Consider the following 15,901-nt stretch of genomic DNA (forward strand, 5'->3'; position numbering starts at 1 on the left):
GTAGTTTTATCTGTTTGCCAGTCTGATACCGTTGAACTGCCACCGCTTATCCGGGTGGAAAAAGTTACGGTACGTGGTTCGGATGTGGTTAGAAGGGGTGGCATAGGAGCCGCCGCGCAGCACCATCTGGTTTATCATAAATTTGCCGTTGTATTCGCCCAGCGCTCCTTCCGCTTTCGAGAAACCCGGGTACGGATGGTAGGCACTATAGGTCCATTCCCAGGCATCGCCGTATAGTTGCTGCATACCGTCTATAGTTGGGTCCGCGGGCTGCGGTTCTGAAATGGCTTTGTCTGCAAAATTGCCTTTGGCGGGTGGGTAGGCCTGGGTGGTGGCTTCCCATTCAAACTCGGTCAGTAAGCGTTTGCCGGCCCAGTTGGCATAGGCATCTGCTTCGTAAAAACTGATGTGGGTGACCGGGTCGTTGGGGTTTACATCCTGCAGGCCGTGCAGGGTAAAGCGCTTCCAGGTGTTGTCCTGTTTTACCCAGTATAGCGGGGCCTGTAGTTGCTGCGTTTTTACCATTGCAAAGCCCTCATCCAGCCAGTGCCTGAAATCCGTGTAGCCGCCATCCTCCATAAATGCAAGGTATTCTGCATTGGTCACCAGCCGGTTCATTACCTGCAGGTCCTGTATCAGCACTTCGTGCACGCCCAGTTCGTTATCAAAACAAAACTCATTGCCCTGGTAGCCGATCTGGTAAATACCGCCTGGTACCTCTGAATAAGTTGCAGGCACAGCCTTAACTATAGTTTGAGCTGGCGCAGGTGTATAGGCTGGCAACAGCGGGTTGGTGCTGAGAATGTATTTGATGTCGGTGAGCAGGAGCTCCTGGTGCTGTTGTTCGTGCTGAAGCCCTAATTCCAGTACATGTAGCATGGCACCAACTATAGCATCGTCCGGGTTTTGAAGCAGCTTTTGCATATGCTCGTTTACATAAGCCCGGTAACTATAGATGTCGCGGAGCGGAGGCCGTGTAAGGGTGCTGCGTTCGTGGCGCTGCACGCGGTTGCCTACGCTGTTATAATAAGAATTGAACAGGAAACTATAGTTCGGGTGGAACAGCTTATAGCCGGGTAGGTACGGCTTCAGCACAAATTCCTCGAAAAACCACGTTGTATGTGCCATGTGCCATTTCGGAGGGCTTACATCTACTATAGGTTGCACCACGGTATCTTCGGGCTCCAGGGGCCTGCAGATGGTTTCGGTCTGGGTGCGTATGGTAGTAAACCGCTGGAGGGTGCTGGTCAGGTCGGTGATGGTTTGTTTCATTTGTTGGGTGCCGGGCAGGCTGTTTTGTATACCCACCGGAGTTAGATGTACGTAAAAACCGCAGCAAAGGCACTATTTCTGAATGGAAATACGATATTTGTATCAAACAACCTGTCCTGTTATGGCCTTACAATGCTCCGTTATACCGCATACATTGCATTTTAAATTTGATGCCCGTACGTCGCGTGGCGCCATTTCGGAGCACCAGGTATACTATATAAAACTATGGCAATCAGGCACGCCCGAATTGGTAGGTGTAGGAGAATGTGCTCCTTTGGCCGGTTTAAGCATCGACCATCGCCCGGATCTGGTGCAAAAGCTGGAACAGGTAAGCCGCCAACTCAACCAACTGCAGCTCTTAACTATAAATTTAAACGAAGTTATCACCCGGCTCGAACTACAAGAGTGGCCTGCCATCCGGTTTGCCATAGAAACGGCCTGGCTGGACCTGCAGAACGGCGGCAGCAAAGTTATCTTTCAGAATGATTTCAGTGCCGGTAAAGCTGGCATTCCAATCAACGGGCTGGTGTGGATGGGAGAGAAGGCTTTTATGCAAGAGCAGATAACCCAGAAACTGGCGCAAGGCTATAGTTGCCTGAAACTGAAGATCGGGAGCCTGGACTTTACAACCGAACTGGAATTGTTGCAGCAGATACGCGAAACTGCTCCGGCTTCAGAGCTAACCATTCGGGTAGATGCCAATGGTGCCTTCGCTCCGCAGGAGGCTTTCAAAAAGCTGGAGCGCCTCGCTAAATACGACATCCATAGCATAGAGCAACCTATAAAGCAGGGGCAGTGGCAGCAAATGGCCGAACTTTGCAGCTACACACCCATCCCCATTGCCCTGGACGAGGAACTGATAGGCGTACAGCAACTACAGGAACATCAGCAGCTGCTGGAAACTATAAAACCGCAATATATCATCTTAAAACCGACTTTAGTAGGCGGGCTGCAGGCCAGCGCAGACTGGATAAACTTAGCCGAAAACTATAGGATAGGCTGGTGGATGACCTCTGCGCTTGAATCAAATATCGGATTGAATGCCATCAGTCAGTTTACTGCCAACTATAGCCTGGACATGCCGCAGGGACTGGGCACCGGGCAACTGTACCACAACAACATTGCCTCGCCATTGCAGATAGCACAGGGGCAGCTCTGGTATAAGGAGGGGCAGCGTTGGGGCGAACTATAGTTACAGGTACTTTTCCAGCAGGATCTGTTTTACCTGGGCCATGCCGGTGCTGGCTTTATCTTCTATTAAATACAGGTTAGGCCGCTTGCGCATCTGGGGCAGGTTCGGGTCAACCACAAATACGGGCACATCTTCGGGCACCAGATCCACGAGCCCGGCTGCCGGGTAAACCACCAGCGAGGTGCCTACTACCAGAAAGATATCGGCCTGCAGGGTTTCTTCTATGGCTTTCTCCATGAGTGGCACCGGCTCCCCGAACCACACAATGTTGGGTCGTAGCTGCGAGCCGCGCTCACATTTATCACCTTTCTTCAGTTCCCAGCCGGTAATGGGGTACACCAGTTTTTCGTCCAGGGTGCTGCGGCTCTCGAACAGTTTGCCATGCAGGTGAATTACATTTGTAGAGCCCGCCCGCTCGTGCAGGTCATCTACGTTCTGGGTAATGATGCGCACATCAAAGTGCTTTTCCAGTTCGGCCAGAAGGGTATGGCCGGCGTTTGGTTTTACATCTGCTGCATTCTTACGGCGCTGGTTATAAAAGTCCAGTACCAGTTCCGGGTTTTTGCGCCAGCCCTGCGGCGAAGCCACTTCCATAACATCGTATCCTTCCCAAAGGCCGTTCGCATCCCGGAAGGTAGCAATGCCACTTTCAGCACTGATGCCGGCCCCAGTCAGGACCACCAGTTTTTTCTCCATCGGTTAAGGATCAGTTGGTTATAGTTTAATGTGTATAGTCTGCAAACAGGTTATACGGCAGCACCCTGCTACCTGATATAACTATGCAGGGATAAGGTTTTTAAAATACTTTCCCGGGCAATTATAGCGGCAAAAACGCTTATAAGTATAGTTTCAGGCAAATATAGTTAGTTGTGAATGTTTATAAATATTTCAATATTTAATTTGTGTTTTAAAAAACAGCCGATTAAATTGCATTACTTCAATTAAAAGGAATTGTAATCTTTTAAAGATAAATTGAAGCCTGAAATGAGATTGCCACTTATGGAATTATACTTGCAAAAGAACGGTTTAAGCTGGCATACTATTTGGTTTTCTACTGTAAACAAAACTTTTAGCCGATGTTAGATCTTCTTAACTTTGTAGCGTTATCCGGTGTTTTTAATGTGTTGTTCTTCTGGTACGCTTCTACCAAAATGAAATCCAAAGCCGACCCGGTTAAAACGCTTATTGTATCTTTTGTATTTTCGATCCCGCTAAGCTTCCTGCTGATAGGGGTATACACCACCATGCTGATCTATGCCGCTAAAACCGGCGCCAGCGAAGATGCCATGTGGGAATACATGGAACAGGAAGAACTGCAGTAACCTATTTCGCCTCCGATCTCTTACAGTTAGTTTTAGAAAAATATCACAACGACAGCTCCCAAAGCTGTCGTTTTTTGTTTGTTTACCTCACCCCAGCCCTCTCCTAAAAACAGGAGAGGGAGATTGTTTGAATCAGGATTTACAGGATTAGGGGATTTACATGATTATGGAATTTTCAGGATTAGGGCTTTGGCTATAGTTTTATAGTTGCCCGTTTTTGCTGGCGCGGGTTTGTAACCCGTGCCTAACTATGGTGTTGAGTTTGTAACTCAACTGGCTCGTTAGAGACAGAAATGTCTGAACTGGGATTAATGGTGATGAGAGGATTTTCAGGATTCGTGCTTTTGCTATAATTCAGGCCATAGTTTCATATGTAATGCTTTAACACCCCTGTAGTCCCCTCAAGGGGACAATCTCTGCCGTTACCCTTTCTCAAGCTATAGTTCTATAGGTACAGACCACGAACAGGGCAGGTTTACCTGTCCCTACGGAACTACAACCACGAGAAAAACCGATCTGCTCAAGCTAAGAGCAAGTATAGACAACTATAGATATAGCTTAGCTATCGAAAGATCTCAGTCTTTGGGTTGAGCGCCTTGGCAGGTTCCGGTGCCGATAGGCAGCGCGACGTAGGAGCGCGGGAAGCTGGCACCGCGCGATGCCCGAAGACGGGGCCTCCCGGCCTCAGAGGGAGCCAGGCTAACTATAGAACTATAGGTAATTAGAGCTCCCAGGATTGGAAGATGCTATAGAACAACGACTCGTTTCAAGTTGCAACTATAGTTAACTATAGCACCAGACGCTAGCAGGAGCTGCGCACACTGCTAGGTCATTACAAACTACAGGCTGAGATAGATTTCTCACTAAGTTCGAAATGACAAAAGAGAGGAAATGAACTATAGGATACATAAGGTCACTCGGCTGCGCTCGACATGACAATTAGAGAAACTATAGCCAGAGCCAGGGTTACTGGTAAGCCTGTCCCTGCCGGGCCAGTTTAGTCAGGAGACTAAACACCATTGTAAGTCACTAGCAGAATGCTCGCGCAGCATCCGATTGCACAAAAGCTAACTATAGAACTATAGCATTCAACGGGAAAGGGGATAACTTACTAAAGAAAATACTACGACAGAATATTTACAGCATCACGGTTGATAAGCGTAGTACCAGCATACCGGTTTTCCCTCGGTCCATTCTCCAGCTTTAAAACACCTCTGGGACAAACATGCGCGCAAATACCACAACCCACACACGACGAGCGGATGATCGGTTCGCCTTGTTGAGCGTACCAGCGGACATCGATTCCCATTTCGCAATACGTAGAGCAGTTGCCACATGAAATACACTGACCGCCGTTAGTTGTGATACGGAACCGCGAGAAATGCTTTTGCAGCAGGCCCAGGTAAGCCGCCATCGGGCAACCGAAACGGCACCACACCCGGTTACCAAGAATAGGGTAAAAGCCCACACCAACTACCCCGGAAAAAATAGAGCCGATAAAAAATCCATAGGCGCTCGAAAAGCCACCGGATAAATCGCCGAACAGCGTGCCACCCGACCAGGAATTAGCCCAGAGCAGGAGCGTGGTAATGATCACAAACCCCAGGATAGGATAGATGATGGCAACTTCCCATTGCCAGGCTTTGCGGCTATTGTCGGAGAGATGGCGGTATGGGTCGCCGGCGGTTTCGGCGAGGCCGCCGCAGCCGCACACCCAGGAGCAATACCAGCGCTTGCCGTAAAAATAAGTAAGTACCGGCGTGGCTATAAAAGATATAACAGCACCCCAGAACACCATAAATACGCCCAACGCGGCACCATTGTCTATCAGATACCCCACGGTGCCCGGAAAAAGGTAGTCGTATTTGAGTGGCCAGAAATAGCTGAAATAAAACTCCGGCTGGTTAAATGCCAAAAGCAGGCCAGGCAACAGAAAAGCAAAGCCCAACTGGAAAAATATCACCGAGCAGGTACGGATAAGGTGGTAGCGGTTGTTGCGGTATTTGAGCAGGGCGTAAACTCCCATCAGCAGTACAGCCAGGGTATACAGTGCCCCATACACAAACCAATGGTCCGATGGTTTATTGCGCAGCCACTGGCTAAGCGGTTCGAAAGCAAGAATAAGGCCCTGCAGGGTTTCTGGGAACCAGTACAAAAGCACATAAAAGCCCGTCAGAACTACGCCCAGCAGCCACGCCGACCAGCCACGCGAGGTAGCATCCTGTTGCCAGAGCTGGTTATTTTGCTGTGCCACGTGTGCCTGCAACCGGTCCGGAACTATAACGCATAAGCTGCCAACTATAAGCAAGCCAATGCCGCTCCAACCCCAGAGTACAGGATCGGTATAGGGGTAGGCAACTATGCAAGTAATAAGGCATAGGATGCTGACGGCCAGCAGGGTATAGCCGGTGTAGATGAAGTATGAATTTAGCTTGCGGTGCATAGGTCAGCAGTTGTCGGGTGTGGTTGAGAAAAGGGAGAAACGATGGCGCAGCTGCCACCAGGCATGTTGTTTGGCCGGTGCCTGCTGCTCCGGGAACTGCTGGTAATACTGCCGCAGGAGTTCGGGTTCGTAGCGCTGGAAAAACTCTGCATCGAAGTTGGCCGCCGTAAGTTCCTGCATCACATGGTGTATAGTATAGTTTGATCTCAGCCAATGGTGGCAAAGGTCGTGGCGGTAACGTACACCCAGCAGGTTAATGCCTACCAATTGGCTGTTCCTGAGATTGTAAAACAGGCGGATGGCTTTGGTTTTGCCTGGGTGCTCCCAATACAGGGAACTATAGTGTTGCTCGTCCCAGTCGCGGGGAACGAAGCCGTAGGTCTGGTACTCGATGTTGAAGAACTTGGCAGAGTTAAACCAGGGGCCACGCTTGTAAGGAGTGCCACCGCCGCAGAGGATGGCAGCCAGTGCTTCGCCGTGTTGCCGGCCGGTGTACCAAAGTTGCTCCAGCGCTGGCTCTCCGGGAGCGGGTTCCCGGAACTGGGCGCAGTCGCCGATGGCATAAATGTCCTTACAACTTGTCTGGAATAAATAGTTTACCAAAATGCCTTTATCTGTCTCAATAGCAGTGTTTTTTGAAAGGGATATGTTTGGCTTTACGCCTGTCGCGATACCTGCAAACTGGCAGGGTAATTCTGCGCCGGTCTTGGTTTTTACAGCACTTACCCGGCCATCTGTATCTCCCAGAATCTCTGCTAATTCGTCCTGCAGAAGGAGGTTTATACCGCACTGCTGAATGTGCTGGGTTACCAGTTGGGCTTCCTGCTGTGGTAAATTGCTGCGCCAGTAAAGCGGCTCCCGCACCAGCATGGTCACTTCTATGCCTTTGCTTTGGAGCATCTCTGCCATCTCAACCCCGATCAATCCGCCGCCAACTATAGTTGCCTGCTTTATGCCTATAGTTTGCTGCTGCATCAGTTCCAGGTCCTGCCAGGTTACCAGCGCCTGCACGCCTTTCAATTGCTGGCCGGGCCAGTTGTAGTAAACCGCCGAGGAGCCGATTGCCAGCACCAGTATATCATAGCTTATTGACTGCCCTTTCTGCAGTTGCAGTTCCTTTTTATCAGTGTCTATTTTCTCAACATGGTCGTGCAGCAGCGTTATGTTTTGCTCTTTCCAGTACCAGTCGGCGTATGGAATGATATCCTGCTGTCGCAGGTGGCCCATGTACACGTACATCAGGGCAGGGCGCGAAAAATGGGTAGCAGACTCGGCAGAGATAACGGTAATGCGGCACTTGGCGCGTGCACGCAGGCGCTGAGCCAGGGTGATGCCGGCTATCCCGTTCCCGATAACTACTACATGCTGATCTGCCTTCATGGGGTTAGGTGCTGTTTACTCAAATATAAGCTAAAATGCGCAAAGCAGTGTTAAACGCTAAGGTTTACGCAAGCAGCGCAGGGTTTGTATAGCTTATAGTTTATTGGTTGTATAGTTTAAACAGAGAAATAAAAAAGACCGGCGCATGGGTCCGGTCTTTTGTTTATAGTTTATTTTTTATGTTTAGTGGCTGCCGGCGCTGCTGCCAATATCGGTGCCGCCGTCCTGCACATCGGCACTGCCGCGGCTACCGCTTTTCTGCGATGGTGCACCACTGGCTTTGCCTTTCATAATTCGATCATTGTTCACGTTCTCCTGCTGGCCGATAGGGTGGATGTTTGGTACTTTATTCCCCTTGTTCAGGTCTTCGTTCTGAAGTTTGTCGTTTTTTCTATCGTTTGTGTTCATAACTGGTTTGTTTTAACGTTGATAAAACCGCTCATAATCGTCCCGGTAATCTCTGTCCGGGTCGTGGCGGGTAATTTGGTTGCCAGGCTCGGGGTGGCGGCTGGTATAGTTACCATGGTAGCTTCGGCGGTGGCCGGTCAGCGGATCATAGTAACGTAACTCATTAAAATCAGCATTGTAATTGCCATCGTAGCCTGCGCTCAGCGAGCCAGCCATGTTGCCATAGTTCTGGTTATCGCTATAGTTGTTATAAGGGTCGCGGCCATAGTTATCCTCAAAGTTTCCGCTGATGTGGGTAGAGCGGTAAAGGCTCACCGGTTGCTGGGTTTCCTCGTCCATCCAGTAGCCGCGTGGGTGAGGCCGTTGGTTGCGGTTCTGCATGCGGTTACGGTCCCAGTCGTTTTCGCGGTAGTTGTTACGGTTGTCGTTATAGTTTGCGTACTGACCGGTGTCGCGGTTTTCCTGCCTCCTGTCGTAGTTTCCGGCATTATCATAGCGCTCTCCGCGGCGGTCAAATCCGTTGTAGGTGGTTTCGTTATGTTGCGGGCTGGTGTTATCAAAACGGTAGGCCCCTCTGTATACATCCTCGTCAACCGGGCGCTGGTCGCCGCGGAAATGGTTGCGGTAATCGGTGTAACCCTTATTATACCAATCGTTTCCTTCCATAGCTTTATCAATTTGATTGTTAATACCTTTTATAACGGCTTAAACCGGCTATGGTTAAGGTAATTGCAAAATCGGGATGTGGTCGCAAACTAATCCAATCCGGTAAAGCTGCCGTACAACAAAACGAACAATTTAACCTACAGCTATGAGAAACAGACAAGAAAACGACTTCCGAAACAACCAGACAGATACCAACGCGCGCTGGCTGCACCGCCACCATCACGGCGAAAACTCAGACCGCGGCAACTATACCGTAGATTCTCATTTTAACAGCGGGCGCGGCGAATACGATGTAGATTACATGGACAGTGCATCGTTCAATTCGAACGACGACCAGGGGTACCATTACCCGCAGGGGCGCTTCCAGGCAGGTGGTGCGCAGTACATGGGCGAGGACTTTGCCGGCCGTGGCCAGAGTACCGATGATAATATATATGGCATGACCTACACGCCGCAGAACCGGTACAACTCCGGCCGCCACTACGATGCCCGCGCCGACTACAGCAACCGCGACTACAGCGACTACCGCGAACAGCACACCCCACGCAGCCGCTATGGACTGGCTGATGAGCGCTTCGGACATGAAGTAAGCCGTGGCAACCGTGACGACTATAGCGGCCATTCATCAATGGGAGATATAGAATCCTACAGACGCTATGAACAGTTTGACCCGCGCTATGACAACGATTACAGTGGTGGCTTTGCCGGCCGCAACTATACTGATGGCGCAGATCACTTTGGCGAAGGCCGTTACTATAGCAACTTAGACCGCTGGCGTGGCGAACAGAACCAGCAGCAGAATTACGGCCGTGGCCGGGGACGCCGTAGCGACCGTGACAGATAATCCAAACAACTATAAGGCGCAGGTGCAGCAAATGTGCCTGTGCCGCTTATTTTAAGATGATAGCTATGAGACAGAGAGAAGAAATGAACTATAGAGATAATGACCGCCACTATAGCCGTGGCAACAACTATAACCAATACAACGAGCCCTACAGAAGAAGCGAACACGAGCCCGGAGACCGGTACAGAGCGCCGCAGGACCGTGACGACTGGCAACAGGGCAGGCACCGCCAGGAAGGAAACTACCATGCCACGCAGGACGATTACTATAACGCCATGTATGACATTGCCAACTACTCCGGGCAGCCGCGCCACCAGGACTATGGCCTGTACCATGGCACCGACGATGAACTGGAAAGCATTAAGCCGATGCCATTGCAGGAAGGCCCATATTACGGACGCCAGCGCTACAACTATAGTTTAGGCTACAACCCGAACTATGACAACCCTGAGGAAGGCGACATGTACCGTAACTTTGACAGCCGCGGCAACCACGGCTACCGACACGATGCCTCGTATGGCAGCGTAGACGAGTTCCGTGATTTTGGCGACGACCACTATGGTAGCTCCGATTATACCAACCGCGGCGACTACGATGACAGGCCGGACAGATTTAACAGGTATTAAGTTACCAAACTGCAACCTTGCCGTATAAAGGAAGGTACATTAGTATAGAATTTCCATCTGAGAAAAGGCCGCGGCAACTGTCGCGGCTTTTTTATTTTCCAGCTATTGTGTGGACTGGCAACTATATTTATATTTGACTATACACCCTAACACCTTACCTACATGAAATTGTTAAAAAAGATCGGACTGACCTTGCTCGGTCTGGTAATACTGCTGGCAGTTGGCTCGCTGTTCATTTCCTCTAAACTAAGAGTAGAGCGCTCTATTGAAGTGGCTGCCCCGGCCGGAACTGCCTTTGAGCAGGTAAACACGCTGCGCAACTGGGAACGATGGTCGCCGTGGCATGGCATAGACCCGCACATGCTGCTAACTTACAGCGGCCCGGACGGCGGTGCGGGCGCCAGCTACAATTGGTTCAGCAAACACCCCGATGTGGGCGACGGCGAATTCAAGATCGTTAAAACAGAACCTTATAAGCTGATTGATGCCGAGATGAAGTTTGGCCCGAGCAACACGGCCACTACTACCTATACGTTTGATGAAACTGCAGGCGGCACGCGTATTACCTGGGCCATGGAGTCGGAGCTGGGCATGAACCCGGTTAACAAGTACTTTGGGCTGCTGTTTCTGGATAAGTACGTAGGCGCTGATTTTGAGCGTGGCCTGAACAACATCAAACAGATCGTGGAAGCGCAACCGGCAGCACAGCAAAATGATCACGCCGGCCACGGCCATTAACTATAGTTTGCCCTTGGTACCGTGAAAATGTATTCAAGCCCTCGCTCGCGACCCTTGAGTGTGAATTACAAGCGGACTCTGGCCGTGTGATCCATAGTTTATCAGGACCTGATTATTCTGAAGTATAACTATAGTTTAGTTGACATGGCGGGGCGACACATTTAGCGCACACTCGCGGAACCTGACTGAGGGCAAGGAGCCCTGTCGTTCGCAAACAAAAAAGCCAGGCGATGAACCTGGCTTTTCTTTTATAGTTTAACTATAGGTTAGATCAGTTTGTACAGTCTGTCGCGTAGGCCTGCTGTGGCTTCAACCAGCGGCAAACGTACGGCAGCCTCACACACCCCGAAACGCTCGAGCAGGGCTTTTACGCCAACCGGGTTGCCTTCTTCGTACATCAGCGGGTTAATGTCAACAAAATCGTAAAGCAGTTGTGTGGCTTTTGCGGCTTCACCGTTCAGGCTGTGGCGTATCATGTTGCTGAATTTCTCCGGGAAAGCATTGGCCAGTACCGAAATAACACCAACGGCTCCTATCGAGATCATAGGTATTGTCAGCAGGTCGTCGCCGGAGATCAGCAGGAAGTCGGCTGGTTTGTGTTTGGCGATGGCCATGCACTGCTCCAGGTTGCCCGATGCTTCTTTAATAGCGAGAATGTTAGGATGAGCAGCCAGCTTTAAAGTAGTTTCGGCGGTAACGTTGCTGCCTGTGCGGCCGGGCACGTTATACAGAATAACCGGCACCGGCGAGGCATCGGCAATAGCCACGTAATGCTGGTAAATACCCTGCTGCGACGGCTTGTTATAGTATGGGCTCACCGACAGGATAGCATCAATACCATTCAGGTCTGTTGTGGCAAAGCTGTTAAGCAATTCCTGCGTATTGTTGCCACCAAGGCCATATACAAGCGGTACGCGCCCGTTTACGTGTTGTTTTATAGTTTGCAGCAGCTGTTTCTTTTCTTCGGCGGTAGTGGTCACCGACTCGGCAGTGGTACCATTAATTACCAGGTAATCTACGCCGCCATCCAGCACAAAGTCCAGCAGCTTGGCAAGGCCGTTATAGTCTACAGCCAGGTCTTTTGTAAAAGGCGTTACCAACGCTACGCCCGTTCCTTTTAATCTTTCCTGAATCATCTATTTAAAGTAAGAACTACGAAGTTCTGATTATGTATTGGTTTGTGCAACGTTTGGACTAAAAAGCGTATTAATTCTTTCAGTTTGTGTCAGAGAGTTCTTGTTATATCATATGTAAATAACAAAAAGCTATTATGAAAACGAAAGCAAATAAATATTCAATATAATGTGCTTTTCTTTCTCCAAAACTATCCATCCTCCTTCCTTTTCCGGGCACAACCAGAGGCTTTCCTATGAATAGAATAGCTATAATTTGTAATACCTGAAATAATAATAAAATAAGTACCGTATTTCTTAAGCCAACAAATAATTGAGAGCTTATAAGTTCGAAATATTGTGACTCAATTATAATAAAGTATAATAGTAAATGTAGGAGGGAGATACCCATCCATATTAAATACACCTTAAAATTTCTTAATGATCTATAGTTGAAGTAATATAAAAAGAATTGGGTAGAAGCAGTATAAATAAAGATAGTAGCGGCCTTCTCTTTAAGATTATTTACTAAAAGAAATATTATTGCTATTACTAACGAAAAAATAAAATAAATTATCAAAGAGGCTTTATCCCAGGTTTTTAGTTTCTGAATAGTAAGAATCTTATCCCACATGGAATTTAATTAAATTGTATCTCACGAGTTGGTGTATGCTACGTACAAGGGCAATAATATTTGATTGATTAAATTGGTATTAGTTATTTAAAGCACCAACTAAAACTTCAATCACATTTATAGCTTTCTGCCTGTCAGAATTTTCTCCTGCACATTCCTCATAAAATGTTGGAGCATAAAATTCAGCTATTTTGATTCCGTTTTTACTTATGAAATAGAAGGTGTTTTCATCCCCATCCTCAATCATGCAATTATTTGCCGATTCCCCTTTATTGCTTTTGATATTCCATAGTTGCTGCGCGTTTAATTGCTGCCAATAGTTTTGCAGTTCTGCCTGCTTTAAATTTTGCGCCAATAAATAGCGGTTTGCATTTGGAACAGTTTTCTGGAATTTAGTTTCTTCTTCTAAGTACAGGTTCTTAAGATCGCCCGGTATTGGTCTGCCTTGTAGCCTTTTATAAGGGCTTGTATAGGTAAAAAGATATACATTCTGCTTCTGCTTGGCTATAATAATATAGTTTGGCGCATTGTACCAACTTGACCAGTTATGATAGATTAATGTGCTGTCATAGTTTGCCTGGAAGAATTTGTGCAAAGGCGTAATCTTATCCTGTTGCTGAGCTTGTAATTGTTTCGGGAAATAGATAAACAGCGTTATCAGGGAAACTACAGCTATAGTTCTATACATTACAAAATATTTTGAAGCGCTCCGAAAATGTACTCATTAATCATTACCCGTTAAGCCATTGTTGACATTTATACCAACAGCTATATTTTGCCTTAAACTTTCAATTACTGCCAATCCAAATGGCATACCCGATGCATGATATGAATGAAGCTATAATATAGATTATTGCAAAAAGGTAAAGTGTGTTTTTTCTTGTAATACCCAATGAGTTTATCTTACTGTACACTATATCATAACCTATGAACCTAAAGTACCTAAAGTAGAATAGACCAATCAGGAGTAACATCATGCCTGATACGGTGTAATATCGCATATCATACAGCTCGTTGTTTTTAAAAGTTAAGCTGTTCTCCTGAATAAGGAATAATACAAAAAGCGAATTGCACATAAAAACAAGCGCCATTAAAATCAGACCACTTGCTTTAAACATGTTAGGTTCTTTCTTCCTGTAAAAATTGCAACATGCAAAATAGAGCGTATCGAGAAATAGAATCATTTTTAAGAGAGTTTTTTAGCTATGTTTGGTGTTTTCACCAATAACTATATTAGCCGACTCAGCACATGCTAGTTAAAATACGCAGCGAGGGCGTCTATCCATTTTCATTACTCATTACATTATATTATTCTCTTCCACCCACTTCAGGAACTGGTCTTTGTACACTTCACCGATCGGGATTTCTTTCTGGCCGATGCGGATGCGGCTTTTCTCGATGCTGTCGATCTTTTGCAGGGCAACTATAAAGGAGCGGTGCACACGCAGGAACTTCGACTCCGGCAGTTTCTCCATCATCTTGTTCATCGATAGCAGCGTGATGATCTTCTGGTCTTTGGTCTGGATGATCACGTAATCCTTCAGGCCTTCTATCCAGAGAATGTCCTTGAAATCAACGCGTATAGTTTTATAGTCGGCCTTCACGAACATGAACTCCTGCTCGGGTGCGGCTGCATGGTTAACTATAGTTTGCTCTGCCTGTTTCGGGTGACGTTGCTGCAGGCGCTCCTGCGCTTTGGTAACGGCCTTCAGGAAACGGTCGAAGGGGATAGGTTTGAGCAGGTAGTCTACAGCATCGTGGTTAAACCCTTCCATGGCATACTCGGGGTAGGCGGTGGTAAAAATTACCAGGGGCTGGTTTTTAAGGATGTTTAGGAACTGGATACCGGTCAGCTCGGGCATCTCAATGTCCAGAAACATGAGGTCTACCTGTTCTTCCTGCAGCACTTGCATGGCCTCGGTGGCGCTGGAGCAGGTTTTTACCAGTTGTAAATAAGGCAGCTTGCTGATGTAGCTTTCCAGGATGTCTAACGCGAGCGGTTCGTCGTCAACGGCGATGCAGCGGATGTTCATAGTTTAGGTGTGTTTTGGTGGAAGTATAGTTTCATGGTGGCATAAAAAACGCCATCCTTTTCTTCGAAGGTTAATTTGTGCTGGTTGGGGTACAGCAGTTTTAAACGCTGTTTCAGGTTTTCGAGACCGATGCCGCCAAACTCGCGCTTTTTGTGGGTGCTGCTATTGTTTACTGTACTGAACAGCAGGAATTTATCGCTCACCGCCAGGTTTATCAGAATACCGATCTCGTTCTTGCTCACCAGGCCGTGCTTAAAGGCATTCTCTACCAGCGTCATCATCAGCATCGGGGCAATCTGTTTGCCTTCTATATCGCCCTCAATGTTAAATTTAATGCTGGTCTGTTCGCGCAGGCGCAGTTTCTGCAGGTCTATAAAGTTGTTGATGTGCTCTACTTCCTTATCCAGGCACACCAGCGTGTCGTTGCTTTCGTACAGCATGTAGCGCATCAGCAGCGAGAGCTTCATAATGGCATCCGGCGTTTCGGGGTGCTGTTTGTAGGCCAGGGAGTAAATGTTGTTTAGTGTGTTAAACAAAAAGTGTGGGTTCACCTGCGATTTCAGGAAGGCCAGCTCGGCCACCAGTTTCTGGTTCTCCAGCTCCTTGTTGCGGCGCTCGTTGCGGATATAGTTGCCTGTTACTTTCAGGCCCGAACTTATAAAGATCAGCATCAGCCCGCCAAGGCCATACTGCAGCATCCGCTCCGATGTATACACCGCTTCCATTTTGGGGTTAAACTCCCGGAAAACATAGTAGTCCATCGGCGATTTAACCAGGCCATAAAGCAACAGCAGCACCAGCACATTTACAATGTATAGCATTAACCGGTTGCGGGCCAGGTACTTCGGGATAAGGTAGTACCAGTTTATGTAAAAAATAAGCAGCCAGAATGCCAGGCCTACCAGCACATCCAGCACCCGGTGCGGCGTAAGTGCTTTGGTGCCGTTTATGTAATACAACACCCATGTACTAAAAGCCAGCCACGCCAGCACATGCAACGCTATCTGGTAGCGCTTTTTTATAGTGGCAGCCGGAAACACAAGCGACGACATGGTGTAAGTGCTGATATTTTACAGGTTATAGTTGTGTAACTTAAAGATAATCAAAATAAATACAGTATAAGCCCAAATCGGCCAGCGCCCATAAAAAGACTACCAAGCCAGCGAATAAAAAGATAAGCCGCTTTCCGGGCCAGCGCCGAACTATAGCGACCTAAAAGCAGGGTTTGTCT

The 15,901-nt window shown here is 48.1% G+C and carries 15 protein-coding genes; 5 read left to right on the forward strand and 10 right to left on the reverse strand.

The features are described from left to right. Window positions 1-6: 6 nt before the first annotated feature. A complete protein-coding gene (gene egtB / locus H7F15_RS03220; protein ID WP_185195524.1) occupies window positions 7-1,272 on the reverse strand; it encodes an ergothioneine biosynthesis protein EgtB in 1,266 nt (421 codons plus the stop codon). 121 nt (window positions 1,273-1,393) lie between these two features. Between egtB and H7F15_RS03225 the strand changes: the two genes are divergently transcribed. Continuing rightward, window positions 1,394-2,464 carry an o-succinylbenzoate synthase gene (locus H7F15_RS03225; protein WP_185195525.1) on the forward strand — a complete coding sequence of 357 codons (1,071 nt, stop codon included), beginning with the start codon at window positions 1,394-1,396 and terminating at the stop codon, window positions 2,462-2,464. Here the strand turns inward: H7F15_RS03225 and H7F15_RS03230 are convergent, their stop codons facing one another. Then, entirely contained in the window at window positions 2,465-3,160 is a 696-nt protein-coding gene (locus tag H7F15_RS03230; RefSeq protein ID WP_185195526.1) for an NAD-dependent deacylase, read from the reverse strand. Between the two features lie 380 nt (window positions 3,161-3,540). On the opposite strand from H7F15_RS03230, the gene H7F15_RS03235 reads away from it, so the two are divergent. Beyond that, window positions 3,541-3,786 (forward strand): hypothetical protein, encoded by a 246-nt coding sequence (locus H7F15_RS03235; RefSeq protein WP_163914518.1) that lies wholly within the window; start codon window positions 3,541-3,543, stop codon window positions 3,784-3,786. A gap of 1,123 nt (window positions 3,787-4,909) precedes the next feature. Here the strand turns inward: H7F15_RS03235 and H7F15_RS03240 are convergent. The 4 genes from H7F15_RS03240 to H7F15_RS03255 form a co-directional block, all read right to left on the reverse strand. Further along, window positions 4,910-6,229 (reverse strand): 4Fe-4S dicluster domain-containing protein, encoded by a 1,320-nt coding sequence (locus tag H7F15_RS03240; RefSeq protein ID WP_185195527.1) that lies wholly within the window; start codon window positions 6,227-6,229, stop codon window positions 4,910-4,912. A 3-nt stretch (window positions 6,230-6,232) separates the two neighbouring features. Continuing rightward, window positions 6,233-7,609: an NAD(P)/FAD-dependent oxidoreductase gene (locus tag H7F15_RS03245; RefSeq protein ID WP_185195528.1), complete on the reverse strand. Its 1,377-nt coding sequence runs from the start codon at window positions 7,607-7,609 to the stop codon at window positions 6,233-6,235. 183 nt (window positions 7,610-7,792) lie between these two features. Beyond that, a complete protein-coding gene (locus tag H7F15_RS03250; protein ID WP_185195529.1) occupies window positions 7,793-8,017 on the reverse strand; it encodes a hypothetical protein in 225 nt (74 codons plus the stop codon). A gap of 12 nt (window positions 8,018-8,029) precedes the next feature. Then, window positions 8,030-8,683 carry a hypothetical protein gene (locus H7F15_RS03255; protein WP_185195530.1) on the reverse strand — a complete coding sequence of 218 codons (654 nt, stop codon included), beginning with the start codon at window positions 8,681-8,683 and terminating at the stop codon, window positions 8,030-8,032. 145 nt (window positions 8,684-8,828) lie between these two features. On the opposite strand from H7F15_RS03255, the gene H7F15_RS03260 reads away from it, so the two are divergent. The 3 genes from H7F15_RS03260 to H7F15_RS03270 all read left to right on the forward strand — a co-directional run bounded on the left by H7F15_RS03260 (window position 8,829) and on the right by H7F15_RS03270 (window position 10,891). After that, on the forward strand, window positions 8,829-9,527 hold the full coding sequence (locus H7F15_RS03260) for a hypothetical protein (RefSeq protein WP_185195531.1): 699 nt from the start codon (window positions 8,829-8,831) through the stop codon (window positions 9,525-9,527). Window positions 9,528-9,592: 65 nt separating this feature from the next. Next, complete coding sequence (locus tag H7F15_RS03265) at window positions 9,593-10,153, forward strand: hypothetical protein (protein WP_185195532.1); 561 nt, start codon at window positions 9,593-9,595, stop codon at window positions 10,151-10,153. 162 nt (window positions 10,154-10,315) lie between these two features. Continuing rightward, on the forward strand, window positions 10,316-10,891 hold the full coding sequence (locus H7F15_RS03270) for an SRPBCC family protein (protein WP_185195533.1): 576 nt from the start codon (window positions 10,316-10,318) through the stop codon (window positions 10,889-10,891). 266 nt (window positions 10,892-11,157) lie between these two features. Here the strand turns inward: H7F15_RS03270 and dapA are convergent, their stop codons facing one another. From dapA to H7F15_RS03290, 4 genes are all read right to left on the reverse strand, one after another. Further along, window positions 11,158-12,027: a 4-hydroxy-tetrahydrodipicolinate synthase gene (gene dapA, locus H7F15_RS03275; RefSeq protein ID WP_185195534.1), complete on the reverse strand. Its 870-nt coding sequence runs from the start codon at window positions 12,025-12,027 to the stop codon at window positions 11,158-11,160. 689 nt (window positions 12,028-12,716) lie between these two features. Beyond that, a complete protein-coding gene (locus H7F15_RS03280; RefSeq protein ID WP_185195535.1) occupies window positions 12,717-13,325 on the reverse strand; it encodes a hypothetical protein in 609 nt (202 codons plus the stop codon). Between the two features lie 610 nt (window positions 13,326-13,935). Next, window positions 13,936-14,670 carry a LytTR family DNA-binding domain-containing protein gene (locus tag H7F15_RS03285; protein ID WP_185195536.1) on the reverse strand — a complete coding sequence of 245 codons (735 nt, stop codon included), beginning with the start codon at window positions 14,668-14,670 and terminating at the stop codon, window positions 13,936-13,938. Further along, window positions 14,667-15,722 (reverse strand): sensor histidine kinase, encoded by a 1,056-nt coding sequence (locus H7F15_RS03290; RefSeq protein WP_185195537.1) that lies wholly within the window; start codon window positions 15,720-15,722, stop codon window positions 14,667-14,669. Before H7F15_RS03290 ends, H7F15_RS03285 begins: the two co-directional genes overlap by 4 nt. Window positions 15,723-15,901: the final 179 nt, after the last annotated feature.

This window comes from Pontibacter sp. Tf4, from assembly GCF_014212495.1.
Classification (GTDB): domain Bacteria; phylum Bacteroidota; class Bacteroidia; order Cytophagales; family Hymenobacteraceae; genus Pontibacter.

Bases quoted from the DNA above. Each gene is read 5' to 3' on its own strand.
- egtB (WP_185195524.1), bottom strand. From the start codon at position 1,272: ATGAAACAAACCATCACCGACCTGACCAGCACCCTCCAGCGGTTTACT.
- H7F15_RS03225 (WP_185195525.1), top strand. From the start codon at position 1,394: ATGGCCTTACAATGCTCCGTTATACCGCATACATTGCATTTTAAATTT.
- H7F15_RS03230 (WP_185195526.1), bottom strand. From the start codon at position 3,160: ATGGAGAAAAAACTGGTGGTCCTGACTGGGGCCGGCATCAGTGCTGAA.
- H7F15_RS03235 (WP_163914518.1), top strand. From the start codon at position 3,541: ATGTTAGATCTTCTTAACTTTGTAGCGTTATCCGGTGTTTTTAATGTG.
- H7F15_RS03240 (WP_185195527.1), bottom strand. From the start codon at position 6,229: ATGCACCGCAAGCTAAATTCATACTTCATCTACACCGGCTATACCCTG.
- H7F15_RS03245 (WP_185195528.1), bottom strand. From the start codon at position 7,609: ATGAAGGCAGATCAGCATGTAGTAGTTATCGGGAACGGGATAGCCGGC.
- H7F15_RS03250 (WP_185195529.1), bottom strand. From the start codon at position 8,017: ATGAACACAAACGATAGAAAAAACGACAAACTTCAGAACGAAGACCTG.
- H7F15_RS03255 (WP_185195530.1), bottom strand. From the start codon at position 8,683: ATGGAAGGAAACGATTGGTATAATAAGGGTTACACCGATTACCGCAAC.
- H7F15_RS03260 (WP_185195531.1), top strand. From the start codon at position 8,829: ATGAGAAACAGACAAGAAAACGACTTCCGAAACAACCAGACAGATACC.
- H7F15_RS03265 (WP_185195532.1), top strand. From the start codon at position 9,593: ATGAGACAGAGAGAAGAAATGAACTATAGAGATAATGACCGCCACTAT.
- H7F15_RS03270 (WP_185195533.1), top strand. From the start codon at position 10,316: ATGAAATTGTTAAAAAAGATCGGACTGACCTTGCTCGGTCTGGTAATA.
- dapA (WP_185195534.1), bottom strand. From the start codon at position 12,027: ATGATTCAGGAAAGATTAAAAGGAACGGGCGTAGCGTTGGTAACGCCT.
- H7F15_RS03280 (WP_185195535.1), bottom strand. From the start codon at position 13,325: ATGTATAGAACTATAGCTGTAGTTTCCCTGATAACGCTGTTTATCTAT.
- H7F15_RS03285 (WP_185195536.1), bottom strand. From the start codon at position 14,670: ATGAACATCCGCTGCATCGCCGTTGACGACGAACCGCTCGCGTTAGAC.
- H7F15_RS03290 (WP_185195537.1), bottom strand. From the start codon at position 15,722: ATGTCGTCGCTTGTGTTTCCGGCTGCCACTATAAAAAAGCGCTACCAG.